Below are 26194 nucleotides of genomic sequence, written 5' to 3' on the forward strand. Positions count from 1 at the left end.
CCTGAGCCGGTTGGCTCGCCGGTTAGGACGCCCGCCGATCCCGGCCCCTGGCTTCGTTTGGGCTGCGCTTCCGGTGCTCAAATACTCGAGTATGTTCCGCTCCGGTTCTCGCCCAAGCCTCGCCAGGAACCGGGCTTGACGGGCGGTTTGGCGGAGGGGTTGCGGCGAGTACTGGCTGCCTGAGCCGGTTGGCTCGCCGGTTAGGACGCCCGCCGATCCCGGCCCCTGGCTTCGTTTGGGCTGCGCTTCCGGTGCGCTCTCCGCCGCGGCAGCGGCTATTCGACGCTGAAGGTCTTCGAGACCGTCTTGGGGCCGCCTGAGAACGCCGGGACAGTTGCCCCGCGGAAAACCCTGGCGATGCAACCGCCCACGGTCGTCCCCGCGAAAGCGCCGGTGATGACCGCAGACGTCACGCGCCCACTTGGGGCAAACGTTACGATAGCTCGGCCCTGACCCGTCGGGCCATCCGCCTTCTTGCAGCTCGAGGCGGAGCCCGCAGCCGAGGCCAACGCGTTGCGCGCGGCCACCTCGTCAAAGGGCGCGCCCGCGGTGTCCGGCTTCTCTTCGGCTTTCTCGTCGGGTTTTTCCTCGGTCTTCTCGTTGGCCTTTTCGTCGGTCTTCTCGTCGGGTTTTTCCTCGGTCTTCTCGTTGGCCTTTTCGTCGGTCTTCTCGTCCGGCTTGGTCTGCAGCTTCTGAGCCGTCCCCGCCGCGGGCGGCGGCGAATCGGTCGGCGCCGCGCTGGCGGAATCGCTTGCCGAGTCGCTCGGAGGGGCCGTATCCGCGGGCTCGGCGGTCGGGGTGGGCTCGTTGGTGGGCTGACCTGCGGGTGCCAAGCTCCCAGTATTCGCCGGCGCGGAAGTGGAAACTGGCTTGGCGAAAGGGCCGAGGCCCTGGGTGTACGCGTAGGCCGCGCCGCCGCCGAGCAATAGCAGAAGCAGCAAAAGGGCGACCCACAGACCGCCACCCGACTTCTTTGGCGGGCTGAAGTCGGAGACCGGTCCAGCGCTCACCGGCGGAGACAGCATGGGATCCGGCCCGTCGAGGGGGGCGGTCAGTTCGGGACCCGAGGAAAGCCCGGGACTCGCTGAGAGATCGGGTGAACTCAGACCACCGCTCAGGTCTGGAGAGCTGCCGAGTCCAGGCGCCGCGCCGAGGTCGGGGGAGCTTGAGCTGCCGAGATCCGGTGAACTCGCGGAGATCCCCACGGCAACGTCCTCGGAGAGCCCCGCGTCGCCGGCTTCGATTCCCGGGTTCGACAGATGTGCCGGCCGCGGCGGGGGCGGCGGAGCCATCCCCAGCAGGGTTGACTTCATCTTCGCGGGTTTCGGTTTCGGCTGGCCGGCGTTCGGGCCGATGGCATCGAGGGAGAACAAGACCGACGTCTCGTTTCGTTCGCCGGTCTTCGACTCGTCTCCCGCGTCGTCCCTCGGCTTCGAGGTGTCTCCTCCAAGGAGATCGTCGACGCCGTCGACTTCCACGCTGACCGGCATCCCAGACTCCGGAGCCAACGCGTCCGGACCTACAGCATCCGAAGCCCCAGAGTCCGCCGCGACGCTGACCGGGTCCTGCTCTGCCACAGGTGCGGAGGCTGTCACCCGTGGGGCCCCCGGACTGGCAGGGGAGGGGACTGGTGAGGCGACGGGGCTCGGCACGGGTGAGACGCTGGGCGCGGGCGTGGGAGACGCGGAGGGGCCCGGGACCGGTGCCGTGGGGATCTTGGGTTCAACGGGCGGTGGTGCGTAGGGCGTGCCAACGGCTGGCGCCGGAGGTGGTACGGTCTTCAGCCCTTCCTTGAGACGTGCTTCCGCGCGGATTTGTTCGAGCAGCGGAGACTCGCCCTGAATCGTCAGGTCTTCATCATCGTCCTGCTGCTTCGCAGCAATCAGATCTCGAGTCTCCTCGAGCAACTGCCGGCTTTGTGGGGCGGCCATGGCCACCGTGACGTCGTCGAAAGCGAGGTCCATTCCTGGAGCCGCCATGGGCTTCCAGTCGCCGGGCTCCTTCCATACCCCTTGAGTCTCACCAGGCTTCGGCGTCGGGGCCACCACCGGCTTCTTGTCCATCGGGGATGGGCCCACTCGCGTGGCATCATCGAACGCCATGGGGTTTTCCCCCTTGGGGCGCTGCCCGGCTTTCCGCAAAGCCGCTGCGATGCCTGGGACCTCGAAGGGGGTGAGCCAGTCGTCCATCCCTTCCTTCCAGATGAACGTCTCCTCGTCGATGTTTCCCTGCGCAAACGCCTGAACGACCTCGTCGGTGTTCATTTCGTAGTGGTCTTCGTCGGTCACCGCCACGGTCCACTCGCGCTCCCCCTCAGCCGCGCTCGAGGCGGTGGGTCCCGCGTCCCGCGGGGCGGGTGCGGCGCCGAATGCGGGACTCAGGCCTCCCATCAAGGTTTGCTTGACGGCCGCCTTGGAGGCGATGGGGGTTGCGGGGCGCGGAGCGGTGACGCCGCCCAGCATGGTGCGTTGGGCCGGCTTCGGTCCGAGTCCAGTCAGGGGCTTCGGCGCCGCTGGGCTTGGTCCGCTGGGGGCGCTCAGGCCGCCGAGCATCGTCGACTTCGCCGTCGGCGGCTTGCTGACCGCGGTGGCGATGGCCGTGGGTGGCGTTTCCGGGCGAATCGGTTTCGCACTTGCTGCCGGCTTGGGCGCGTCCGCGGGCTTGACCGACTCGGCCTTGGGTTTGGCGGCGGCCGCCTGTGGCTTCGCGGGCTCGATCTTGGCAGCAGGCTTCGCGGCTGCTTTCGCTGGCGAGGGTTTCTCTGCGGATTTGTCTCCAGCTAAAGCCCGTCCGTCGACCACGATCGGAGCACCGCACCGCTTGCAGGTGATACGGACCTTGCGGCCTTTGACCTTGGAGTCGGGCACCGCGTACTTGGCAGAGCACTTTTCGCAGGCAACGTTCATCGTTCGCTGGGGAGTTTGGGCAGGGGAGCGGTGGGTGGGATTGAGGAGTTCTCGAGAGGCCTTGGAGTTCGCCTTGCGCGAGGAGGCTCGGGGTAGCTGGACCCGGGACCCCTAAACGACACTGTACAGGTGCTTGCCGCTTTTGGTCGCGTAATCCGCAGTGCTTTCTGTGGAGGAAAGCTGGGTTTCGGCCGCAAAGTCAGGGCGGCTGCAAGTCGAGCGCGAGGCGGACGGCCGCCTGGTATTGGCGCGAGCTCATGGGGAGGCGCGGCGCTGTGCGTCGGTAGGCGGACGAGGAGACGGAATCCAGCGCAATACTCTGAATCTACTACACTCCCGCCTACTACCGCCCGGGGATTGCCGCCAATGCGCCCGATGCAGGGACGGGGGGTTGCGCCAGCCTGCGCCATACACCGACACTGCGAGTCCTACCTCGGCCTTGGGGTCCGCAGTCGGCGGTCCTTGTTTGCCTGGGCGGCGTCGCTTGCCAGCGTGGCGTTTGCCTCTCACTCCAGGTCCGCGACAGCACGCAGTTCGAGCTGTCGCTGTGGAGCGCCTAAAGGCGCTTGGGCGCACGACCCGGAGTGTCCTCGCGAGCGCTTGGGGGGCGCGCAATGTGAGGGCACGGACCGTGCACAGCTCCCTGGCGATTTCCGTTGCCGGAAGTTTCGCTCACGGCGCCTTGCTGCGCTTCGCATTCGAAACCGGATCCACTACTCACAGCCACCCCGCTCGGCGGCGACTGCGACAGAGCCGCCGAAAAACTGCGCAAACGCTGCGGAGGTAGGCGAGCCGTGATTGAAACAATTCGCACCCCCCAAGAACCCCGCCTTGACTAGAGTGCCCCTGCTCCAATGACAGACTCGACCGATCGAGACTCCGATCCCCCTAGCGAAGACCGCGATTCAGACGCCGGGGAAAGTGTTGCTTCAGCAAGCTCCGGCCTCGCGTCAGGGGAACGCGCCTCCGAACCCGACGCGGACACGGGTGGAGCCGCTCCTGTCCGCCGCAAGAAGCGCCGGAAGAAGCGGCGCAAGGCCGACGTCGACGTGCCCGACACTGGCGAAGCGGACGACGCCCAGGAGACTGAGGATACTCCCGAAGAGACCCAGTCTAGCGAGCACGTGGAGGCAGCAACGGAGGGCAAGCCGGCCAAGGCGTCCGGGCCGGGCTGGTTCGCCGAGCACTACCTCAAAGCCGATCCTCGCTGGCTGGGTGTGTTCCGCATCGTGCTGGGTGTGATCCTCAGCGTCGACCTACTGCGGCGTTGGGCGAACGCGGACGCCTTCTACACGAACGACGGTATCTACCCGAATCACTACTCGCTGTTCGCCCCGATGGGGCGTCATGTCTTCTCTCTCTACCACGCGTTCAGCACGTACGGTGAGGTCAGCGTCGCGTTCGGGATCACGCTGATTGTCTTCGTGTGCTTCCTCCTGGGGTACCGCACGAAGCTCTTCCACATCCTTTCCGCGATTTGCATCACCAGCTTGAATGCAAGAAACCTGTTCGTCGAGAACGGTGGGACCGTGGTGGTCAACATCATCACGATCTGGACGCTGTTTTTGCCGCTCGGAAATCGTCTCTCGCTGGACGCTGTCCGCAAGTCGATGAAGCGCTTCAAGGAGCGCAATGCCGAGGAGCTCAACGACCGCAGCGCGGATGAAAGCGTGAATCTGCCGGTGTATCGCCTGGCGTTCTTCGCCCTGATTCTGCAGTGGAGTGTGATCTACTTCTTCAACACCGTGCACAAGAGCGGGCACGGCTGGCAAGACGGCTCGGCGCTGCACTGGTTCGTCTACCAGGACCGCATCATCACGGATTTCGGGGTTTGGGTGAGGAACAACGTGCCTTTCGGCGTGTTGCGTGTGCTGACCTACACCACACTGGTGGTGGAAGGCACGCTCGCGGGGATCCTGCTCATCCCCTTTGGCCAGAAGTGGTTCCGCCGTCTGGCATTCCTGCTGGCTTTCGGCCTGCACGGCAACATCGCGGCGATGTCTCGCTTGGGACCGTTCTCGTACGTGATGGTGAGCTACTTCATCTTGCTCCTGGGAGCCGAGGACTGGGCAGCGGTTGGACGCTACTTCGGGAAAGAGAAGCGGCGCCGAACGGTGATCTACGACGCGGATTGCGGGATCTGCTTGCTTACTTGCCGAATCCTCAAACGCCTCGACCCTTTCCAGCGCTTGACCTTCGTGGAGAACTGGGACGTCGATAAGCTCCCACAAGGCCTCGACCCAGCTGTCACCGAGCAGAGCGTGGTAGCCGTCATGCCTGACGGGAGTTACCGCACGGAAGCGAGCGCCGTTTTCGAGATCGTGCGCGCGCTCCCGCTGGGGATTGCCCTCGTGTGGTGGCTGAAGGTACCGCCGTTTTCAGCCCTTGGGAGCTGGCTCTATCGCAAGGTGGCCACGAATCGGATTGAGATTTCCGTGTGGCTTGGGCTCGGCGCCTGCGGGGTCGCGAGGCATGCGGTGCCCAACGTGCCTGAGGAGCCGAAGCCGTGGCGCGAGAGCCTGAGCCGGCTTGGCGGTGCGTTGCGCGAGGTGGGTGCGCTCTTCGTGCTGGTCATCTTGGGTAGCCAGGTGATGGTCGACAACGCGTGGATCACCAGCAAGATCCGCATCAAGCGTCCCCAGTGGGTGGAGGAAATCGTTGATTACCCGCGGCTCTACCAGGGATGGCGGATGTTCGCGCCTGAGCCCCCGTACGACGACGGGACGGTGGTCGTCGATGCTCGCACCGTGGACGGCCGCAAGATCGATCCGCTGACTGGCAAGGAGCCGGACTTCAATCCGGATACGCCAACCGGCTGGGGCCACAACCAGTTCTGGTGTGACTACGAGAACAAGATCCGCTTCGGAGGGAACTCGCACCACCGCAAGAACCTCGAGGACTTCCTGATGAAGTACCCCGAGCGAACCGGCAATCCAAAGGACAAGCTCGTCGCTTTCGACGTGTGGTGGATCGAGGACAAGTCACCTCCTCCCGGGCAGAAGCACGGCGTTCCGCGGCGACCTCAGAAGCTGATCTCCCACGGTTTGGTGAAAGACAGCCTGGCCACTCCTTGGCTCAAGCAGGGTAAGCCGTGAGCTCGCACGAAGACGACGAAAGCCTCGACCCGGAGCAGGCGCCGAACTCGGCTGACGAGGGTGAAAGCCCGACCGACGATCCTGGCGACTCCGATGAGCGTGACACGGATGAGCTCGACTCGGATGAGAGCGCCTCGGACGAGCCCGACTCGGATGAGCCCGACTCGGATGAGCTCGACTCGGATGAGAGCGACTCGGATGAGAGCGACTCAGGGCAGCACGAGGCTGCCGGGCCCTCCACCAGCAAGGCGGGGCCGGCTGATGGCGAACCACCCGACGCGGGGGTGCCGCTATGGCGCCGCTTCGGGCGTGGGCTAGCGGAGCGCTACGCCACCGTCGACCCCCGGTCGCTGGGGCTGTTCCGCTGGCTCCTTGGAGCGCTCCTGCTGATCGACTTGCTGCGTCGCTATCCCGACTTGGTCGACCACTTCACGAACGAGGGTTGGCTCCCGAACCACTTCGCCATCTTTCGCCCCATGAGCAACCACCTGTGGTCGCTCTACCATGCGTTCAGCACACCGGGCGAGGTGAAGGTGCTGTTCTGGATCCACGCGGCAATCTACTTCTGCCTGTGGATTGGCTGGCGCACGCGACTCATGCATGTGCTGTCCGCAGTGTTGCTCTGCAGCATCAGCAGTCGCAGCATCCTGATGGAAAACGGCGGCTACGTCGTGCTCATCCTGCTCACCGTGTGGAGCATGTTCCTGCCGCTCGGTCGGCGCTTCTCGCTGGATTCCCTGCTCGATTCCTTGAGGCAACGTCGCGAATCCAGTGTGGAGGCGTTGAACGACCGTTCGAGTCCCACGCTCGAGACGAAGCCAGTCGTCAACTTGGCTGCCACCGCGCTGCTTCTGCAGTGGGCGGTCATCTACTACTTCAACGCGGTCCACAAAAACGGGCCACCTTGGAAAGACGGTACTGCGGTCTACTACTTCCTGCAGCAGGACCGCATGATCTCGCCCTTCGGGGGCTGGATCCGCCATCACCTTCCACTTTGGGCGATCAAGGGCATGAGCTGGAGCGCGCTAGCGATCGAGTATGCCTTGCCCGCTCTCATCCTCACACCACTGTTCTTCCGACGCGCCCGGCTGTTGGCGTGGGCGCTGATTTTAGCGTTGCACCTGGGTATCGACTCGATGGTGCAGCTGGGACCGTTCTCCTGGGCGATGATGGTCATGATGTCGATCTTCGTCCACGCGGACTACTGGACGAGTCTTGCCGCGCGGCAGCGGAAGAAGCGGAACCCTCGCCGTGTGCTACTCGACTCTGACAATGGGCTTGCGCTTTCTTTGGGTCGCTTGATCAAGCGTTTCGATGGCCAAGGCTTGGTGACTTTCGTCCGCTCGCCCGGCTACGCACAGGGCTTTGGCGTGCTGGAAGAAGAGCGGAGCGACTCAGCCGCCCAGAGCGGAGTCGCTGGACTCCGCTCCTTGACCCACGCATTGAGCGCTCCACGCTTCGTGTGGTTTTGCCTGTACGTACCTGGCCTGAGTCACCTGGTGGACTCCTGGCTCTCCCGAGCCATGACGAATCGTGAGGCGGTCGCCAAGCGATTGGGCGTCGCCTCACTGCCGACTCTACCTGACGAGATCGCTCCGCCAGAGAGCGCCGCACGGCGCGCCGTCCAGCGCACTGGGTTCTGGCTGACTCAGCTCGTGGTGGCGTACTTGATGGTGGCCGCGGTGAGCCAAGTACTCATCGAGAACCGCGCAATACCAGACCAGTTCAAGCCCAAGCACCGACCGGAGTGGCTGGAGGCCACGATCATCTATCCGCGCATGTTTCAGGGGTGGTCGATGTTCGCGCCGCAGCCACCGAACGACGACGGTGTGATCGTCGTCGACGCCATCACTCAGGACGGTCGCCATATCGACCCGCTCACGGGTAAGGCGCCTAGCTTCGAAATGAATCCAGAAACCGGGTACCACCTGAACCAGATTTGGTGTGACTGGATGCGGCGTATGTCTGAAGGGCGTTTCCGCGCGTATCTACCTGGGGTGAAGGACTACCTGCTCAAGTATCACGAGCGCACGGGCAACCCGAACGATCGCATCGTCGCGTTCGAGATGTGGTCGCTGCACGAGCGCGTGCCTCCTCCCGGCGCGCCGCGCCAACCCCCGACTCGCAATCGCCTGGTCAGCCACGGAGTGCTCAAGGACCCCCTGGCTTGGCCTTGGCCGGAGCAGACCCGTACGCCTCCGAAAGCGCCGCCAATCAAGCGAGGACGCGCCATGGACAAGCCCGCGCCGATGCGCCCGCTCCCGTCATCCCCAGCACTTCGGCCCGGCGGGCCGCTGTTTTCGAAGCCCAACGGTCCACCCAAAGCGCCCTGAGCCGCGGCGACGTCCGAACAGGATCGTTATTGAGTCGCAGGGTGTTTTTCAGCACCCCGCAAATGAGGCGAGTCTGTGACTCGCCGAACAAATCACCACGCTGCCAAGGGCTGGGCATTCCGTCTGGCGCGGCTTCAAGGCTCGTGTTTCGCTTCGGGGCGGCATGACCTGGAGACACATGATCCACGCTGGACTCGTGACCTGCGAAGCCGGCCTGCCCACGATTGCGGACGCCTTTCTGGGGCGCGTCGACAGATCCGTTTGCGACGCACGCATCGACCGCTGGTCCCGCAGACTGGTGGATGCCGCACGGATAAGTATCGAAGTGCGCGGCAAGCAGCACATGCTGGGCGACGAGACGTTCGTCGTGATCAGCAATCACCAGTCCCACTATGACATCCCGGTGCTGTTTCAGTGCTACGACAAGCCGATTCGCATGGTTGCGAAGCAGGAGCTGTTTCGCATTCCTGTCATGGGCAGCGCGATGCGGGCAGCGGGGTTTCCAGCGTTGGACCGCAAGCGGACGGAGCGAGCGATTGCCACGTTGAGCGCCACCACGGCGGCGTTGCGCTCAGGGATGAGCATCTGGATTGCCCCGGAGGGAACGCGAAGCCCTGACGGCTGTCTGGGAGCGTTCAAGAAGGGAGGATTCCGCATGGCCATCGACGCCGGCGTCCGGATCCTTCCGGTGACGATCGATGGCACGCGCCGCACTTTGGTGGCAAAGGGAAGGTCTGTAACGGAGGGTCAGACAGTCCGTGTGACCTTCAGCGAGCCGGTTGACACATCCGCTGTCGATCGCGAACACCTTACGCAGCTGATTCAACGAGTGCGTGCGGCCATCTCGCAGCACCTCCCCGCTTGACCTCCCCCCCAAAAATCCCAAGGGAAAATGACTATGGCTTCGTCCTCCCCCAAAGTGGTCTCTGACCGCGTTTCCTTACAGCGTTCACGAACCTTTCTTCGAGGTTTGAGCAGTGGAGCGTTGATCGCCGCCGCAGGACTTGGTGTTGGTGCCTGTCAGGGCGCTGGGTTTGGCGGGCTGGGTGCGGCGTGTCCTGCGTGGAACTCCGGGGACCCGCTCACGGCCAACTTCAGCGCCGACGCCCGCGCCAATGCGAAGATCCGCACCTTCGTCTCTGCCTCCAAGGACCTGATGCAGCTCTCGCTGCAGATGGAGTCGATGACCGTCGAAGCGTGCTCGCGGATGGCGCTAGACATGGGCGCTACGCAGGCGGAGCTGCAGCCCGTGGATGACAAGCCGGGTTCTGCGGCGAAGGCGGCGTGTGGAGCTTTTTCCGCGCGGATGGATGCTGTGCTATCACAGGGCATCGGCGTGCGTGTTCAGGCCAACCTGCCGCAGTGCCAAGCAGACCTGCAGGCGAAGGCGCGCTGCGAAGGCGCATGTGACGTGAGCGTGGACCCAGGGCAGGTGATTGCGAGCTGCGAACCGGCGAAGCTCTCAGGCTACTGCCAGGGGCGCTGCGTCGGGCGTTGCGAAGGGCGCTGCACCGGTCAGTGCAACGGGCAATGTTCCCAGGTTGACGCCACCGGCCAGTGCATTGGTCAGTGCAATGGAGACTGCAACGGAAGCTGCGATGCGACCTGTCATGTGAGCTGCCAGGGTCAATGGCAGGCGCCGCAGTGCGAGGGCACGGTGCGTCCACCCAGCGCAGACGCCGAGTGCAACGCCAGTTGCACCGCTCAAGCGAATTTCCGCGCGAGTTGTACGCCAGCAGAGGTCTACGTCCAGACGTGGCCTGACGGGCAGAGCGCGGCGGCGCTGGCTGCAACCTTGCAAGCGAACCTGCCGAAGCTGCTGCAGGCGGAGTTTGCTCTGGGCAAGCGCTTGATCAACGACGCCCAGGTCGTCGTTCAGGTGGGAGCGCAGCTGCCGAAGATCATCGGGCAAGCCGGCTTGCAGGCGCTGGCTTGCGTTGGCGCTGCAGCGGACGCGAGCGTCAAGGCATCGGTCCGCGTTCAGGTGAGCGTGGAGGCGAGTGCGTCGGTTAGCGGTCGGGCTGGCGTTCAAGGCTGAGCGCCGGTCGACGCCTAGCGGGCCAGTTCGGCGAACTCGGCCCCCGTTGGGATAGCCATCAAGTCCGCCAACAGCTCGGGGACACTGCCGCCTTCATGTAGCAGGCGATGAATCGCGCCCGCGATGGGCAGGTCGATATGGTGCTGCTCTGCGAACTCGCGCACGGCGAGGGAAGTCTTCACTCCCTCGGCGACCATCTTCATATCCGCCTGGATTTGGGGGAGAGTGTCCCCCGCGGCCAGCCGCGACCCGACTTGGAAGTTCCGGCTTAGGCTCGACGAGCAAGTCGCGATCAGGTCCCCGATGCCAGCCATGCCTCCGAAGGTGACGAGGCTGCCTCCCATGGCCGTACCCAGGCGCGCCATCTCGCTCAGGCCTCGAGTCATCAAGAGGGAGCGGGAGTTCTCCCCGTATCCGAGGCCGCTCAGTACCCCGGCGGCGAGGGCGACCACGTTCTTGAAAGCACCTCCGACTTCGGCTCCGACCACGTCGTGCCCCCAGTAGACGCGGAAGTAGTGATTGCCAAACGCGGCGTGCCCCTTGCGAAAGACCTCGTCGTAGTGGCTGGCCACCAGCGTGCCGGCGGGGCCGCTCTGCGCGAGCTCCCGCGCCAAGTTCGGTCCCGCGATGACTCCGATCTTGCGCAGGCAAGTTTCCTCGCGGATCACCTCGCTCATGCGCCGGTGCGTCCCCTGTTCGAGGCCCTTGGTCGCGTGGACCAGACACTGGCTTCCGTCGACGAACTCGCCGAGCTGGCGCGCGATTCCCCGCAGGCCGTGGCTTGGTACGACCAGCACCAGCAAGTCGCTAAACTGCGCGATGCGCTCGAGGTCCGCGGTTGTCTCCAGGTTCAGCGGGAGATCGATGTTGGGCAGGTACTCGGTGTTGCAGCGCTCCTCCGCGATGCGGTTTGCCTGTTCTTCGCGGCGCGCCCAGAGCAAAGTGGGGTGGCCGTTCTCGGCGCTGATCTTCGCCAGGGTGGTCCCCCAGCTGCCAGCACCGATCACCCCAACCTTCAGACTCTCGGTCATCGTGCTGCTCCTTGCTCCGCCGCGGAAGCTTGAGCTCCACCATCTACTCTCAGGGACGCCTGGCGCGTGAGGTCGTACCCTGACAGGCGATTCGCGTAGTACAAGAGGAGGTTGCGATCCTCGTGGAAAACGCGGTCACCTCGCCGCTCGGCGACAGGGTGCGTGTGATAGCTCTCGAAGTGCCGCAAGGCGTCGTCCACCACCGCAAGCGCGGTCGCAGAGCGCACCTCGTCGGCGAGTCGCGGTTGCTCCGCGGCCTGCACCAGTTCGATCGTGGCGGCTGTTTCGCGGACGACGTCGCCGTGGGGAAATGACGGTGTGCTGCCGCCCGTGCGTAGCAGGCGATACAGGTCCATCCCTGGGTTCTTTTGCTTGAGCATGCGCATCAGGCTGAAGGCGACGATATTGGTGCTCATCACCACGTTGTTCTCGCGCAGGCCCCGAACCACCGCGTCAGCGATTTCCTGGGTGTATTCCTGGTCACGCTGGTGGTCGTGCTCAGGCACGCCGTTTTTCAGTACGTAGCTCCGGGTGTCAACGACCCGGCCTCTTGGGTCGAGGCTGCGCCCCTCCTGGTCAACGTAGTTCCCCACGATGTCCAGGGGGCGCCCGAAGGTGACCGCGATGCGCCCATCCAAGGAGGCGATCTCGCTCATGAAGTTGAGGATGCGTCGCGGCTTGCTGAACTCGTCGTCCTCGATGATGTAGCGGCTCTTTCCCACCTCCTTGAGGTAGTCGTCTATCAGCGTCTCCGCCTCCAGCACCAGATCGTAGCTGATGGTGCAGGGGACGATATAGACGTTCGGCCGCATGCGTTCGTGCTTGAGGTTGTTGATGTAGGCCGTCACAGCGGTGCCGAGCAGGCCCTTCTTCAACTTGCCTTCCACCGCCCCGGAGCGACTTCGAGTTCCGCCCGGAAAAAAGAGGTTGTGGTAGCCCATCTCCATCGCCACCGTCGCGTACTCTTTGAGTACTTCCTTGTAGATGCCCGCGGTCTTCTTGCGGTCCACCCGATAGGCGCCGAGATTGTTCATGAAGAACGAAATCAGCGGATTGGTGAACAGATTCAGACCCGCGCCGTACAACAGGGGCGGCAGCTCCATCAGGTGTGCGGCGTAGCCGAGCACGATGGAGTCGAGGTGCGAGGAGTGCGTGGGCACGACCATGAGGGTGCCCTTGTTGAGCAAGCGCTTGACGTGGTCGACCTCACCTTGCAGCTCGATGTGGTCGCGCACGACGCTGATGCCATCCAAGGACAAAAGGTCTCTCGGACCAGCGGCGCTCGACGCCTTGAGCAGCAACGAGAGGCCGGTTGGTACGACGCTCGTAGAGAGCCTGTATACGCGTTCGTCGAAGTTGCCGACCACTTCCGCAACGAAACGCCGCAGCATCTCTTCGAGCATCTGCTTCAGCTCGACCTGCGATGCCTTCGGCAGGCGCTTGGCGAGGCCAGCGTAGAAGCTGGCCTCGTCTCCCTTCGGGGGATCGCGTTCGAGGCGTCGGCGCTCGTGGTAGATGGTGTCGTTGATCAGCGTTTCTAGGTAGTCAGGCCCGCTGGCGGAGCGCGCCATGTGGCGCTCCAGAACCCGACTCGTTACCTCGAGCTGAATGCGTTCGCGGTCTTCCGGCCTCATTCACGGGGGAGGGTACTACGCTTCAACCAACGCCGGGCGACTCGCGGCGGGTTTCGCGGGAGGCCTGGATGACAGCCCGATTGAGGCCTTTCGCAGCGCGTTATGCAGGGGCGCGGCGAGCCCCTGGCCTCTCAGTCGGAGGCTACGCGACACCACACGCGCAGGATCACAGTGCCCTTTTCGGTCCACGGCGTGACGTCGACGCGCTCGATGTCGTCGGGGCTCTCGATCGGCAAGCGATGCATCAGCTTTTCCGCAACGAAATCTTTGCGACTGCGCATCGATGACAGGCGGCCAGCGTCGTTTGCTCGCACCACGAAGGTGATCATCTCGAACACCTCCATCTTCTGCGAGATGCGCGGTGCGCTCATTGCGGTCTGGGATTGGGCGGTGCGCCGGGGCGGTTCAGAGACGCGCAGGCCGCGTCCGAGTGCGTCCGCCACTGCATCCCGCTCGAGGTCCTCCATCGTGCTGCGACCGATGGGAGCTTCGCTGATGGTGATCACTTCGGGTGACGAGCTGTCGCGGCGCGGACGCTCCTCGAAGCTCATCGTGGTCATCTTCGGTCGCACGGAACTGCGGGCCTCTTCACCCTCATCACCGTTCCAGCCGCGATCCCGCGCGATCTGAGCGGCTTCGCGCTGCACCTCTTCAGCAATCGCTGCGAGAGTCTCGTGACCTGCAGTGCTCTGGCCGATCTCGATCTCGGGCATCGACTCGAAGCGCGCGGGCGCGGTCTGCATCAGCTCCGACGCGATGGCGGCTAGGGTGTCCCTGCCAGCGGGGCCGTGAGTGACGCGGATCTCAGGGCCCGACACGAGAGGGCGCCTGGGGGGATTGGCACTTTTGCTTCGGCGACGACGAGCCACTAGCGCGAGTGTACCGCGGGTACGGGGGCGGAAGCGAGGGCTCGCCCAAAAGCATCGAATAGCCATGACCGGCCGATCCGACGCCAGAGATACGGTGGCGGCTGTTTCCGCGTTTTGAGGGCGGCGTCCTCGCGTGCTTCCGGTAGGGCGCAGGCGAAGGGAGATGCGGAGACCGAGGAGGTCTCGTCGCTCGATGCCAGTCCGTAACCGCGATTTTCTGCGCGAATAGCGCCTCGCGCGCCGGATTTCGAGTACGCCTCGCTGCTTCGGCCGGGTTGGCGAGGCGGTGCGCGGTGACTGTAGTCAGGGGTGGGGACGACGGAGCGTGTCGGAGCGGGAAGTCACTTAACGAAGTCGACCCGCGCGGCCCGGTTGAGTGAGGGCGGTCTCACCACTCAGGTAGCGGTCGATGGCTTGAGCCGCGCGCCGGCCGTCTGCGATGGCCCACACCACGAGGCTTTGACCACGCTGCATGTCTCCGGCGGAGAACACTCCGGCGACGTTGGTCATCATCTGACCGTCTACCTGAACGTTTCCGCGTTGATTCAGCTCCACACCGAGTTGGTCGAGCACTCCTCCGTGCTCTGGATGCACGAAGCCCATCGCGAGCAACACGAGGTCAGCCTTCACCTCGAATTGTGAATCGGCCACTGGCTCGAAGCGACCGTTCTGGAAGCGGACGCGCACGCATTTGAGCGCCTTCACGTTCCCGGATTCATCGCCAACGAAGGACTCCGTCGATACCGCCCAGTCGCGCTCTCCGCCTTCCTCGTGGGAGCTGCTGGTGCGTAGCTTCAGCGGCCACAGCGGCCAAGGCGTGCTGCTCGCCGCTTCGTCTGGGGGGCGGGGCATGATCTCGAAGCTGGTCACGCTCGCCGCGCCCTGGCGGTGCGAGGTCCCGATGCAGTCAGAGCCCGTATCGCCGCCGCCGAGTACCACCACGTGTTTCCCTGTGGCAAGAATGTCTTCGCCGGGGATCGGTGTGCCGGCGACTCGACGGTTCTGCTGCTCGAGGAAATCCATCGCGAAGTGGATGCCGGCGAGTTCGCGGCCTGGCACCGGCAGATCTCGTGGCTTGCGGGAGCCGTGACAGAGGCAGATCGCGTCGAACTGCTCCTTGAGCTCAGCGCCAGTGACGTCGCGCCCGACGTTTACCCCCGTCTTGAAGGTCACCCCTTCGGCCGTCATCTGCTCCACCCGTCGCTGGACGAGCCATTTCTCGAGCTTGAAGTCCGGTATGCCGTAAGTGAGCAGGCCGCCGAGACGATCGTCCCGCTCGAACAACGTCACATCGTGACCCGCGCGAGCGAGCTGTTGGGCTGCCGCTAGGCCCGCTGGGCCAGAGCCCACGACTGCCACCTTCTTTCCGGTGCGGTGGCTGGCAGGTTCCGGCTGGACAAGTTCTTCGTTCCAGGCTCGATCAGCGATTGAGCGCTCAATCAGCTTGATACTCACCGGGTCATCGTTGATGCCGAGCACGCAAGCAGCCTCGCAGGGCGCCGGGCACACCCGCCCCGTGAACTCGGGGAAGTTGTTGGTTGCGTGCAGCGCCAGGCTCGCGCGCTCCGGCTGGTTGGTGAAGACGTGATCGTTCCAGTCGGGGATCAGGTTGCCCAGCGGACACCCTGTGTTGCAGAACGGCACGCCACAGTCCATGCAGCGCGCGGCCTGCTCTTGCAGCTCCTGTCCCACCACGGGTAGCTCGAACTCGCGGTAGTCCTTCACGCGCTCACTGGTGGGGCGCTTATCGGCTGATTGCCGCCGATACTCCATGAAACCGGTTACCTTGCCCATGGCTCAGTCCACCTCCGCGCTGCGTGGCCCACCCACGATTGCTTCCGGTTGAGGCTCATACTCCGGGGGAATACTGTTGTTCTGAGCCTCCAAAGCCCGCTTCTCTTCTTGCTCTGCGAGCACACGCTTATATTCCAGGGGGAAAATCTTGATGAAGCGACTAAGCGTCGTCTCCCAAGTGGCGAGCAAGTTGCGCGCCTTGCTCGACTGAGTTTGCAGCTGGTGACGCTCCAAGAGCTCCGCGAGCAGCGAGGAGTCTTCCATGCTGAGCGCTTCCAGGCTCACCAGCTCGCGGTTGCAGCGCTCCGAGAAGTGGCCGTCCTCGTCATAGACGTAGGCGAGGCCACCGCTCATACCAGCGCCGAAGTTGCGTCCCGTCGGACCCAACACGACGACCAAGCCGCCCGTCATGTATTCGCAGCCGTGGTCGCCCACCCCTTCGACTACCGCCGTGGCTCCGCTGTTTCGCACCGCGAAACGCTCGCCGGCGCGGCCGCAGAAGAACGCCGTACCGCCGGTGGCCCCGTAGAGTGCGGTGTTTCCAACGATGACGTTTTCATCCGCGCGGAAGCTGCTGCCCATCGGTGGGCGCACGCTCAAGATGCCGCCGGCGAGGCCCTTGCCGGTGTAGTCGTTTGCGTCTCCCTCCAGGTGTAGCTCCATGCCCTGGACGGCGAAGGCGCCAAAACTCTGACCGGCGGAACCCGAGAAGTTCAGCACGATGGTACCCGGCGGAAGCGCCTCGTCGCCGTGGCGTCTCGCGACCTCCCCGGCCAACATACTTCCAACCGTTCGGTGTACATTGCGAATCGGTAAATCGAGGCGTACCGGTTCCTTGCGCTCCAAGGCGGGCGCACAGGCGGGGATGAACTCGCGATCGTAGGCCTTTTCTAGCCCATGCTCCTGCTGTACGGACTTGGAGAGCGCCACCCCGGGCTTTGCGGGTGCTGGCATCAGCACGTCGGAGAAGTCCAGGCGCGATGCCTTCCAGTGCTGCGAGACGTCGCGGGTGCGGAGGCAGTCGACGCGCCCGACCATTTCGCTCAGCTTGCGGAAGCCGAGGGCTGCCATGTGCGACCGCAGCTCCTCAGCCACAAAGAACATGAAGTTGATCACATGCTCCGGTTGCCCAGTGAACTTCTTGCGCAGCTCCGGGTCCTGAGTGGCGATGCCAACGGGGCAGGTGTTGAGGTGGCACTTGCGCATCATGATGCAACCCGATGCGACCAAGGGCGCGGTCGCGAAACCGAACTCCTCGGCGCCCAGCAGCGCGGCGATCGCCACGTCGCGACCCGTGCGCAACTGACCATCGGCCTGCAAGATGACCCGGCCGCGCAGGTTGTTCTTTACCAACACCTGTTGCGTTTCCGCGAGGCCGAGTTCCCAGGGAACACCAGCGTGTTTGATTGAGGTCAGGGGCGATGCACCGGTGCCGCCGTCGTGTCCAGAGATCAGGATCACGTCAGCGTGCGCCTTGGCGACTCCAGCTGCCACGGTACCCACGCCGGCTTCTGCCACCAGCTTCACGCTGATGCGCGCCCGGGGGTTGACCATCTTCAGGTCGAAGATCAGCTGGGCCAAGTCCTCGATCGAGTAGATGTCGTGATGGGGTGGAGGGGAGATGAGCGAAACACCTGGCGTGGAGAAGCGCGTCTTCGCGATGATTGCGTCCACCTTATGGCCGGGTAGCTGCCCGCCTTCACCGGGCTTCGCGCCCTGAGCTATCTTGATCTGCAGCTCGTCGGCGCTGACCAGGTAGTGGGTGGTCACGCCGAAGCGGCCGGATGCCACCTGCTTGATCGCGCTCCTTCGTTCATCACGGAAACGTTCGGGTTTTTCGCCGCCTTCTCCAGTGTTGCTCTTGCCGCCGATGCGGTTCATTGCCACCGCGAGGTTCTCGTGAGCCTCCGCGCTGATGGAGCCAAAGCTCATCGCCCCTGTCGCAAAGCGCTTTACGACCTCCGCGGCAGGCTCGACCTCCGAGATGTCGATGGCATTGCCTCGGGGATTCAGCTCCCACATGCCACGCAGGGTGATCAAGCCTTCGGTCTGCTTGTTGATCAGCTCCGAGTACTCTTGATAGCTCTTGACGTCCTCTTGGCGTACCGCGCGCTGGAGAGACGCGATGGTGCGCGGGCTCCAGAGGTGCCGCTCGCCTTGGGCGCGATAGTGGTATTGACCGCCTACCGACAGCTGCTGGGCTCCGCCGTCGCGGCGCGGGAAGGCGCGCTGGTGACGCATCCGGCCTTCTTCGGCGATGACGCCGAGGTCGATTCCGCTGATGCGGCTGGCTGTGCCGGTGAAGTAGCGGTCGATGACCTCTTCGTCGAGTCCGAGCGCTTCGAAGATCTGGGCGCCCTGATAGCTCTGCAGCGTGCTGATCCCCATCTTGCTCATCACCTTGAGCAAGCCCTTGCAGACCGCCTTGATGTACTTCTGTTTGGCCGTCGTGGGGTCAGTTAGACCGGGGATCTGTCCGTCGCGGCACAGTTGCTCGATCGACTCCATCGCGAGGTACGGGTTCACGCCGCCCGCGCCGAAGCCGCAGAGCAGCGCGAAATGATTGACTTCGCGTGCCTCGCCCGTTTCCACGAGGATGCCTACTTTGACTCGAGTCCCGTTGCGCGTCAGGTGATGGTGCACCGCGCCAGTTGCCAGCAGCGCCGGGATGGGCGCCATATGTGGTGAGCAACCGCGGTCACTGAGAATGATCAAGCTGTGGCCGTTGAGCACCGCCACGGACGCTTGGCGACACAGCTCGTCGAGGGACGCCTTGAGCCCGGCCGCACCATCCGACACTGGGTAGAGCATCGGTAGGGTCGCCGGCATACGCAGCTGGATCATGTGCGTGTGACGCAGCTTGACCATGTCCTCGTTGCTCAGCACCGGGTGAGGGAGCTCGAGCATCTGAGCTTGATCGGGCAGCTCGAAGAGCAAGTTACCTTCACCGCCGATGTAGCTCTTCAGGCTCATCACCAGTTCTTCGCGAATTGGATCGATCGGTGGGTTGGTGACCTGAGCGAAGTGCTGCTTGAAGTAGTTGAAGAGCGGCTGGGGTTCGTCGCTCAGCACCGCGAGGGGTGTATCGGTGCCCATGGAACCCACCGCCTCGGCGCCGGTTTTGGCCATCGGCGCGATCAGTAGGCGCAAGTCCTCCTGGGTGTAGCCAAACGCCTGTTGACGCTCGAGCAACGTGTGCTGCTCCGTCGGCCGCGTGGAAGGGACGGTCTCGATGTCGCGTAGGTTGATCTTGTTGTCGCGCAGCCATTTTCCGTACGGCTGCCGGGTGCAGATGTCCTGCTTGATCTCCTCGTCCTCCACGATGCGACCCTGTTCGAGGTCGACCATGAACATCTTCCCCGGCTCGAGGCGCCCTTTGCGCTCGACCCTTTCCGCGGGGAACTCAAGGACGCCGGTTTCGGAGCCCATCACGACGATGCCGTCGTGGGTGAGCATCCAGCGCGCAGGACGTAGCCCGTTGCGATCGAGCATCGCACCGATCTGGCGACCGTTGGTGAACGCCAGCGCTGCCGGTCCATCCCACGGCTCCATCAGGCACGAGTGGTACTCATAGAAGTCGCGCTTGTGCGGAGGCATCGCGGGGTCGTTTTGCCAAGCCTCGGGCACCAACATCATCATGACGTGGGGTAGCGGCCGACCGCCGTGTACAAGCATCTCGACGACGTTGTCGAGGGTTGCCGAGTCGCTTCCTCGGGGAGTCACCACCGGCAGGATGTGGCGCACATCTTCCCCAAAGATCTCGCCGGCGAACAGCGTTTCGCGTGCTTTCATCCATGCGATGTTGCCGCGCACCGTGTTGATCTCGCCGTTGTGAGCCAGGGTGCGAAACGGCTGAGCGAGCTGCCAGGTTGGGAAGGTATTGGTGCTGAACCGTTGGTGCACCATGGCCAGGGCGCTGACCATGCTCGGGTCGTTCAGATCCGAATAGAACACGGACAGCTGTTCTGCGAGGAGCAAGCCCTTGTAGATGAGCGTGCGCGACGACAGGCTCGGCATGTAGAACGTCTTCTTCGCGCGGTTCGGCAAATCGCTCTCACGCACCGTGCGTTCGATCCATTTCCGGATCACGAACAGCTTGCGCTCGAACACCGTCTGGTCGTTCACGGTAGAACCGACGATGACCTGCCGGATGATTGGCGCGCTCTCGCGGGCGAGCGGTCCGCACGCTTCCACATCGACGGGTACGTCGCGCCAACCGAGCAAGCGCTGCCCGGTACCGCCGATCTTGTCCTCGACGATTTGCATGCAGCGGCGGCGTTCTTCGCGGGACTGGGGCAGGAAGACGGTGCCCACGCCGTAGCGGCCCCGAGCGGGGAGCTTTATCTGGAGCTTCGCGCACTCCTGCTCGAAGAACGCGTGAGGCAGCTGAATCAGGATGCCCGCGCCGTCACCGGTCAGAGGGTCACTGCCCGCGGCTCCACGGTGCACCAGGTTCAGGAGGATCTGCACGCCTTGGCGCACGATCTCGTGGGAGGCCACCCCCTTGATGTTCGCCACGAACCCGACGCCACACGCGTCGTGCTCGAACTGAGGATCGTAGAGTCCAGACTTCTCGGGGAGACTCATGCTCGCGGCCTCCAAAGGGGGGTTCGCTGATGGGCACTGCGCGCGTTTGCGCACAGCAGGTTTCGCTTTGCACCAAGCACGGCTGACCGGGGAGGGGGGGACGGCAAGCTTCGCTTGGTGCTGCCTACGCAACGCGTGGGCGGCACTCGCGCCAGAGCGACGCGAACAAGCAGTACTGATCGAACGGGCGGACCGGAAATTCAGTGCCGCCGAGGTTTATTGGGCCATGCATTAACGCGCCGCGCAAGCGTCGACACGTCAATCCTGGAGCGGTACCCAACTCCGGCGCGCAGGGGGTAGCCCTGGCGGGACGCCAGGAGCCGATTACGCCGATTTTTGTGCGTTCTCGACTCGCGGTGGATGGGGCCGCGCCCCGCCGGTCCGGTGGTTCTGGTGGCGGTGGTGGCCTTGGGTACTAGGGCAGCTGATGACTGCCCGGCTGCAGGCTAACTGCGGAAGGTTTCTAGAATGTTTCGTACCTTCGCCAGCGGACGGACTTGGGATATCGAAGCCGTGTCTGTTATCTCCAAGGACGATGGTTGGGTACATTGCCGGGCACGTTTCGAAGCTGAGCCAGGCCCGCGCCCTTCCTCTCGTCTGCTTGATGCTTGGAGTGGTCAGCGTCGCCTGCGGAAAGGATCCGCCGCCCCCACCGCCAGAGGTCGCTGCAAGCGCAGCGCCTCCGAAACCGTGCGCCGACGGCAAGAGCGAAGACCCCCCGAACTCCGAGTTCAAACCCGCGCAGAACGCGTTCCGGGACAAGGACTACCCCAAGGCCAAGGGGTTGTTGGAGGCGCTGGCGAAGAAGTACGAGCACAGCGCGAGTGTGCGCGTCTGGCAAGGCGACGCCGCGTTGTTCGACAGCAAGACCCCGCTCAGCGAAGCGGCGGACGAAAGCCTCGTTTTCTACAAGCAGGCACTCAAGCTGCATGAGGACGGATGCGGCCTACCAGACTACGAGCGCTATTACCTGCGAATGGGCTTTGGCTATGCGTACCTGCGGAAGAAGGACGGGAAGCAGGCGTTGGCCCATCTCAAGGCCGCCGAGAAGGAGTTCAAGAACTCATCTGGCCTGTTCTACAACATCGCGCGCGCCTATTGCCGCGAGGATAATGTCGACGAGTGCGTCGCGTACTTCGAGAAGACACTCGTAAACGCCAAGGCGCTGAAGAAGCCTGACTTCTTACGGAGCCACTACTCTCTTGCGTCTTGGGTAAGCCGCTCACGTACTCAGAGCGAGTTCGTCAAGCTGCGACGCGACAATCGCTACCAGAAGTTGCTAGCCAAGTACAAAGGCGACTGAGTTACTTCCCCTGCCAAACCTGCGCGTAGACCTTGGTCTTGCCTTTATCCATGTGGATAATGACTCGGTACTGTCCGGGGCTGGCGACGCAGATTGGGCCGTCGCCGTTGAGCACCACGTACCCCCTCCCAAGTTTCGCCTGGGCGACGCTCGAATCATCCCGGCTCTTCAGCTCGAGCCGGAGTTCGGCGTCGCCCTCGGCAGCAGCAGCGGCCCGCAAGCACTTGCCGGTGTCGATCACTGTGACGGGGATCTCGCGGCGCCCGCCTGGCTCAAGCTCCACTTCGAGCACTTGGGGAAGGAGTGCGTCCATGCCCGTCGCACACGCAGTTTCGAGCTTGCTCAGGGCTGCTTTGCCCGTCTCATCCTGTATCTCGTCGTAGCATCCGGGCGGCAACGGCGCTGGCTCCGCGGAGGCGCTAGCGCTGGCAGAAGGTGCGCTCGAAACGGCAGACGGCGCTGCACTGGGTTGTGCGGCGCCGTCTTGGGTTTGCGTCTCGGTGCTTGGTGTCTTGCTGCATCCGCCACACGCCGCGAGCAGCGACGCAAAGGCTAGATACGAAAAGCGATGCATGGGGCGACTGTCCACTCAACGCCGAGTAGACGGCCCCATGCGGCCGCGTCAAGTCAGTGCTTCTTGCGCTTCTTGCGGCGGCGAAGCTTCTCCGCGCGCTTGGCAGAGCCGCTTACGGCTTCGTCGGCCGCATAGGCAACCTCGCCTGTGACGACCGAACCAGGAACCGGGAGCTTCGGAACGATCAGCAGCTCACAGTTCAGCTGCGTGTACTCGTCGTCGATGGGCTCGATACGCCAGTCTGCATCCAAGCGCTTGACGTTGCCCTTGACCATGCTGCCGCTCAGGATGCGGACGTCGCCGTCCTTCTTCACGGGCTTGAAGCGGACGACCGCCCAGATCTTCCCCGCGCCATGCAGGATGGGCACCGAGAGGTAGACCAAGGTGTCGTCCCCTTCCTTGCCAACGACGCGAGCCTTCTTGAACTTCGAGATGAAGCGCGCGTAGTTCTTGAAGTCGGTCACGACGTCTTCAACCGTCTCTGGCTTCGCTTTGATCGCGATCCGCGCGCAGCCCGCTTTGACATCACTCCTGTCAGTCTTCTTCTCGTAGCGCTCCGAGTCCTTCTTCTTCTTGAGGCGTTCGCCCTCACTCTCGGCCCACGCGGGGAGACTGAAGGAGACGCCGATGGCACCGGTGCTCAACAAGAGGCTGCGACGAGAAAGCTGCATTCGATGGTTCTCCTGGGGAGGCGGGACACGGAAGGCTCGCTGGGTGAGCTGCCGAGTGGTTTGCACGCTGCGTGCCGAGACTGGCGGTCTTGGCTCCCAAGCTCAGGGGTTGGACGGGCGATACTCAGGTTTCTTACGGTTTTTTTCGGGGGTTAGGCCCGTTGGCTACGCTCCGCTACTGCTATCCCGCGTCGTCTGGGGTTCTCCCACGGAAAGTGCACGCGACTGTGGCGGCGAAGTTCCGTTCACGGTGAGTGGCGCAACAGCGACACATGCTCCCGGCTTACGAAGTGTTAGCGGGAACCTTCCCCGGCTCCCGGGCCGGCAGTCCGACCCCAAGCGACCTCAGCCCGGTTCGGGCTCCACGGGAGCCATGGTGCACGAGCCACTGAACTGCACACCCTTGTCCATGAAGATCTCGGGCGCCTGCAGGCTTCCGGTCACTTGGGCAGGCACGTAGAGCTCGATCGCGCGCTCCGCAAGCACTCGGGCGTCCACTCGGCCTCCACGGATGATCACCGTCGCCACGCGGATTTCCCCTTCCACATCCGCGCCCTCGCCAACGATCAACACGTCATCACTGCGGATCTCCCCGCGGAACGTGCCGTCGATGCGGACCCGACCCGTGAAATGAAGCTTGCCTTCGAAGCGGGTGCCGCGCCCCAGCAGCGCTGTGATCTCGCTGGCAGGAAGCGCCGTTTGATCGGTCATCGGAGCCGAGGAGCTATCACAGCCAGGCGGGGTTGCAAACCAGCTCGCGGGAGCCGGATCGAAGGAGAGGACGGCCGCCAGGCACCAGCGTGGCTCCGGCGATTGCGAGTTGGGCGGATAGCTCGAGAACCACTGTACGGGTGTGCGTTAGGTTCGCGACGGAGCTCGGAGGGCCCGAAGCCGTGTATGGACTAACACCCCTCACCCCCGCCCGAAAAAACGTCAGAAAAACAACAGGTTGACGATGTGAGACAAAGCGGAACAGATCCTGCTTCTACCCGCCCGCTAAAGTCCATCGAGTCCGGGTACGAGTCTGATTGACACAAGCCTACAGCGTGTGACAGTCCGGCACTGTTTTCGGGTTGGCAAACGCCAGAGGAATGGGCAGAACGCCACTTCACTCTCACTGGAATGAACGGCCACTCTCCCGGCCACAACGCGCGCCCCGGCGGGCGCGCGGACGAAACACTACGGAGCCGCCAGAATATGAAGCGCCGAATCTTAGGAGCCACTTTCGCTTTCGCGAGCTTGATCACCGCCTCTGCCTTTGCGCAGCCCGCCGAGCCCGCGCCCGCTCCCGCTGCGCCCGCTCCCGAGGGACCTGCGGCGACTCCTGCCGCGCCCCCTGCTGGTCAGGCCTCGGGTGGTTTCCAGCTTGGGCTGGGTGGCACCGGTGACGCGATCTCGGATACCGGCCCCGGTGACGAGCCGAACGAGCCAGGCAAGCCCAAGCCACTCCCGTGGAGCCTACAGCTGATCTGGGATCAGAGCGCCACCACAGACACCGTTGGCATCGGCCAGGATCGTCAGTCGGAAGACCCGACCTATGACATGACGTTCACGCTCAAGCCGGCGTACAAGATCATTTCCGAGGAGAAATGGAGCTTCTCCGTCGCTGGTGAAATCGGGGCCTTCCGTGAGTTCACGAACAGCGACATCACCACCAAGCGTGGTGAGTGGTCGCTATCCGACGCCAAGCTCTTCACAGCCTACAACCGCGTGCTCGCCAGCGACGGCGATATGGCTACGACCTTCGGCCTCAGCCTGCCCGTTTTGACCTTCCCCACCTCCAAGATCAGCGCCAACACCGGCCGCATCTTGGGGCTCGGCGGCTCGCTATCCCTCGGCCAGACGGTGCCACTCTTGGGCAGCGGCGCGGACGCTCTGCAGACCTTCACGCTCACCGGGATCGCCGGCTACAACCACACCTTCACCCAGGCGACCACCTCGGTGAACGGCGACTTCGAGCGAAGCCGCATCACCCCTGGTGGTCAGACGGAGGTCTCCGATCAGCTCTCGACGGGTTACCTCGCGAAGCACCAGGCGTCGCTCACCCTGGCGGGCACCATCGGCGTGACCAAGACCATCAGCTGGACCAACAGCTTCAGCTGGCGCCCCACGTGGAAGTACGACGCGGCCGAGGTCGACTGCGTGCAGACCGTGACTGGCTGTACTGACGTCACCTCTGCGGAGAAGAACCCGACCAACTTCAGCGTCGTGACCATCTTCGCGTCCGAGCTGGGGATGCAGGTGCTGCCTGAGTTCAGCTTCGCCGTGGGCTACGCCAACGGCACGCTGCAGCTCGGTGAGGACGGCGCTCGCCGCAACATCCTGTACAGCCCCGACGCCCGCGTTTACCTGAGCCTGGTTGGGCACATCGACGCCATCTACGACAACCTGTCGGGCCGCAGCAAAAGCAGCCAGACCGCTCAGAAGAAGCCGGTTCAAACCGCAAGCCGCTGACCTCGGTAGCTTGAGGAAACGCAAGCCTCGCTCTGTAGAGAGCGAGGCTTTCTGCATTCTTGCCAGTCGCCAGTTCGCCAGCGCGCCAATTCGTCAACGCGCTGATTGAAGCGTTTCACTAAGCGCACGAAACGTGCGGCCGCGCGACCCGTCTGGCCTTGAGCGATGCTTCGTGCGATCCTGAGAGCCATGTCACGCCGCATGCTGCCGTGGGCCGTTGCACTGCTAGGGATGGGACTCGCGACGACTGGCTCTGCTGAGGAGAAGGTCACGAAGACCGACGATGGCGGATACAAGGTCGAGATCAAGCGCGACGCACCCCCTCCGAAAGCGGATACCGGCGGCGACAAGTCGAGCGACAAAGGGGACGCTGCAGAGGGCAAAGAGACCAAGGCGAGCAGGACGGGTGGCTACAGCTGGACGGACAAACCTCGCCGCCGCTATCGTCCGGTGAAGATCGATCCCAAATGGGCCATCGCGACGTTTCCGGGTTTCCGCATGCTGCAAGACGGCAGCAGCGAAGTCAGCGTGTGGCTGAGCAAGAAGGTGAGCGTCGACGTCCGCAAGGCGGAGCGCAGCGTCACCTTGGTGCTCAGCGAGACCTATGTGCGCTGGACGACGAACACCTACCCGTTGATCACCACGCACTTCAACACGCCGCTTTCGAGCGCGCGGCTGAAGCGCGGAAAGAAGGGCGAGACTCTGTTGGTACTGACTCTGCGGGAGGCAGCCGACGTGAAGTCGCGCCTAGAGGTCGGGCCTCGCGGCAGTTCGATCCTTCGTGTGAGCATCCCCGCACCTCGTCAAGAGTTCGTGAAGGCCGAGCAGCGGGTGCCGCTGGCGGTCTTGCCGGCGACGCGTCAGTAGCTCGCGAGCGCTCTTACGCTGCCGTCGAGGGGCGCTGA

16 protein-coding genes are annotated in these 26194 nt (G+C 63.9%); 7 read left to right on the top strand and 9 right to left on the bottom strand.

Annotated elements, in window-relative coordinates:
• Positions 1-275: 275 nt before the first annotated feature.
• Complete coding sequence (locus tag H6718_33315; GenBank protein ID MCB9590338.1) at positions 276-2906, bottom strand: zinc-ribbon domain-containing protein; 2631 nt, start codon at positions 2904-2906, stop codon at positions 276-278.
• Between the two features lie 854 nt (positions 2907-3760).
• Here H6718_33315 and H6718_33320 point away from each other — a divergent pair.
• The 4 genes from H6718_33320 (at position 3761) to H6718_33335 (ending at position 10372) form a co-directional block, all read left to right on the top strand.
• A complete protein-coding gene (locus H6718_33320) occupies positions 3761-6001 on the top strand; it encodes a DUF393 domain-containing protein (protein ID MCB9590339.1) in 2241 nt (746 codons plus the stop codon).
• Entirely contained in the window at positions 5998-8334 is a 2337-nt protein-coding gene (locus H6718_33325) for a lipase maturation factor family protein (GenBank protein ID MCB9590340.1), read from the top strand. The genes H6718_33320 and H6718_33325 overlap by 4 nt, the downstream gene beginning before the upstream one ends.
• Positions 8335-8512: 178 nt before the next feature.
• Complete coding sequence (locus H6718_33330; protein ID MCB9590341.1) at positions 8513-9199, top strand: 1-acyl-sn-glycerol-3-phosphate acyltransferase; 687 nt, start codon at positions 8513-8515, stop codon at positions 9197-9199.
• Between the two features lie 105 nt (positions 9200-9304).
• Complete coding sequence (locus tag H6718_33335; GenBank protein ID MCB9590342.1) at positions 9305-10372, top strand: hypothetical protein; 1068 nt, start codon at positions 9305-9307, stop codon at positions 10370-10372.
• Between the two features lie 14 nt (positions 10373-10386).
• On the opposite strand, the gene H6718_33340 is transcribed toward H6718_33335, so the two are convergent.
• The 5 genes from H6718_33340 to gltB all read right to left on the bottom strand — a co-directional run bounded on the left by H6718_33340 (position 10387) and on the right by gltB (position 20287).
• Positions 10387-11403 carry an NAD(P)-dependent glycerol-3-phosphate dehydrogenase gene (locus H6718_33340; protein ID MCB9590343.1) on the bottom strand — a complete coding sequence of 339 codons (1017 nt, stop codon included), beginning with the start codon at positions 11401-11403 and terminating at the stop codon, positions 10387-10389.
• A complete protein-coding gene (locus tag H6718_33345; protein MCB9590344.1) occupies positions 11400-13037 on the bottom strand; it encodes a 1-acyl-sn-glycerol-3-phosphate acyltransferase in 1638 nt (545 codons plus the stop codon). The genes H6718_33340 and H6718_33345 overlap by 4 nt, the downstream gene beginning before the upstream one ends.
• Positions 13038-13168: 131 nt before the next feature.
• Positions 13169-13855, bottom strand: coding sequence for a hypothetical protein (locus H6718_33350; protein ID MCB9590345.1), 687 nt, complete (start codon positions 13853-13855; stop codon positions 13169-13171).
• A 396-nt stretch (positions 13856-14251) separates the two neighbouring features.
• Entirely contained in the window at positions 14252-15700 is a 1449-nt protein-coding gene (locus H6718_33355; protein MCB9590346.1) for a glutamate synthase subunit beta, read from the bottom strand.
• A gap of 3 nt (positions 15701-15703) precedes the next feature.
• Positions 15704-20287, bottom strand: a complete 4584-nt coding sequence (gene gltB / locus H6718_33360) for a glutamate synthase large subunit (GenBank protein ID MCB9590347.1) — start codon at positions 20285-20287, stop codon at positions 15704-15706.
• Positions 20288-20822: 535 nt separating this feature from the next.
• On the opposite strand from gltB, the gene H6718_33365 reads away from it, so the two are divergent.
• Entirely contained in the window at positions 20823-21590 is a 768-nt protein-coding gene (locus tag H6718_33365; protein ID MCB9590348.1) for a hypothetical protein, read from the top strand.
• A gap of 1 nt (position 21591) precedes the next feature.
• On the opposite strand, the gene H6718_33370 is transcribed toward H6718_33365, so the two are convergent.
• The 3 genes from H6718_33370 to H6718_33380 all read right to left on the bottom strand — a co-directional run bounded on the left by H6718_33370 (position 21592) and on the right by H6718_33380 (position 23546).
• Complete coding sequence (locus H6718_33370) at positions 21592-22164, bottom strand: hypothetical protein (GenBank protein ID MCB9590349.1); 573 nt, start codon at positions 22162-22164, stop codon at positions 21592-21594.
• Positions 22165-22217: 53 nt separating this feature from the next.
• Positions 22218-22835, bottom strand: coding sequence for an SRPBCC family protein (locus H6718_33375; GenBank protein ID MCB9590350.1), 618 nt, complete (start codon positions 22833-22835; stop codon positions 22218-22220).
• A gap of 345 nt (positions 22836-23180) precedes the next feature.
• On the bottom strand, positions 23181-23546 hold the full coding sequence (locus H6718_33380; GenBank protein MCB9590351.1) for a polymer-forming cytoskeletal protein: 366 nt from the start codon (positions 23544-23546) through the stop codon (positions 23181-23183).
• A 486-nt stretch (positions 23547-24032) separates the two neighbouring features.
• On the opposite strand from H6718_33380, the gene H6718_33385 reads away from it, so the two are divergent.
• Positions 24033-25289, top strand: coding sequence for a hypothetical protein (locus H6718_33385; protein ID MCB9590352.1), 1257 nt, complete (start codon positions 24033-24035; stop codon positions 25287-25289).
• A gap of 189 nt (positions 25290-25478) precedes the next feature.
• Complete coding sequence (locus H6718_33390) at positions 25479-26156, top strand: hypothetical protein (protein ID MCB9590353.1); 678 nt, start codon at positions 25479-25481, stop codon at positions 26154-26156.
• Positions 26157-26194: the final 38 nt, after the last annotated feature.

The organism is Polyangiaceae bacterium (assembly GCA_020633205.1).
Taxonomy (GTDB): domain Bacteria; phylum Myxococcota_A; class Polyangia; order Polyangiales; family Polyangiaceae; genus JAHBVY01.

Coding starts and splice junctions, on each gene's coding strand:
- H6718_33380 (MCB9590351.1), bottom strand. CDS start 23,546: ATGACCGATCAAACGGCGCTTCCTGCCAGCGAGATCACAGCGCTGCTG.
- gltB (MCB9590347.1), bottom strand. CDS start 20,287: ATGAGTCTCCCCGAGAAGTCTGGACTCTACGATCCTCAGTTCGAGCAC.
- H6718_33370 (MCB9590349.1), bottom strand. CDS start 22,164: ATGCATCGCTTTTCGTATCTAGCCTTTGCGTCGCTGCTCGCGGCGTGT.
- H6718_33315 (MCB9590338.1), bottom strand. CDS start 2,906: ATGAACGTTGCCTGCGAAAAGTGCTCTGCCAAGTACGCGGTGCCCGAC.
- H6718_33365 (MCB9590348.1), top strand. CDS start 20,823: ATGGTTGGGTACATTGCCGGGCACGTTTCGAAGCTGAGCCAGGCCCGC.
- H6718_33355 (MCB9590346.1), bottom strand. CDS start 15,700: ATGGGCAAGGTAACCGGTTTCATGGAGTATCGGCGGCAATCAGCCGAT.
- H6718_33340 (MCB9590343.1), bottom strand. CDS start 11,403: ATGACCGAGAGTCTGAAGGTTGGGGTGATCGGTGCTGGCAGCTGGGGG.
- H6718_33320 (MCB9590339.1), top strand. CDS start 3,761: ATGACAGACTCGACCGATCGAGACTCCGATCCCCCTAGCGAAGACCGC.
- H6718_33385 (MCB9590352.1), top strand. CDS start 24,033: ATGAAGCGCCGAATCTTAGGAGCCACTTTCGCTTTCGCGAGCTTGATC.
- H6718_33345 (MCB9590344.1), bottom strand. CDS start 13,037: ATGAGGCCGGAAGACCGCGAACGCATTCAGCTCGAGGTAACGAGTCGG.
- H6718_33330 (MCB9590341.1), top strand. CDS start 8,513: ATGATCCACGCTGGACTCGTGACCTGCGAAGCCGGCCTGCCCACGATT.
- H6718_33375 (MCB9590350.1), bottom strand. CDS start 22,835: ATGCAGCTTTCTCGTCGCAGCCTCTTGTTGAGCACCGGTGCCATCGGC.
- H6718_33390 (MCB9590353.1), top strand. CDS start 25,479: ATGTCACGCCGCATGCTGCCGTGGGCCGTTGCACTGCTAGGGATGGGA.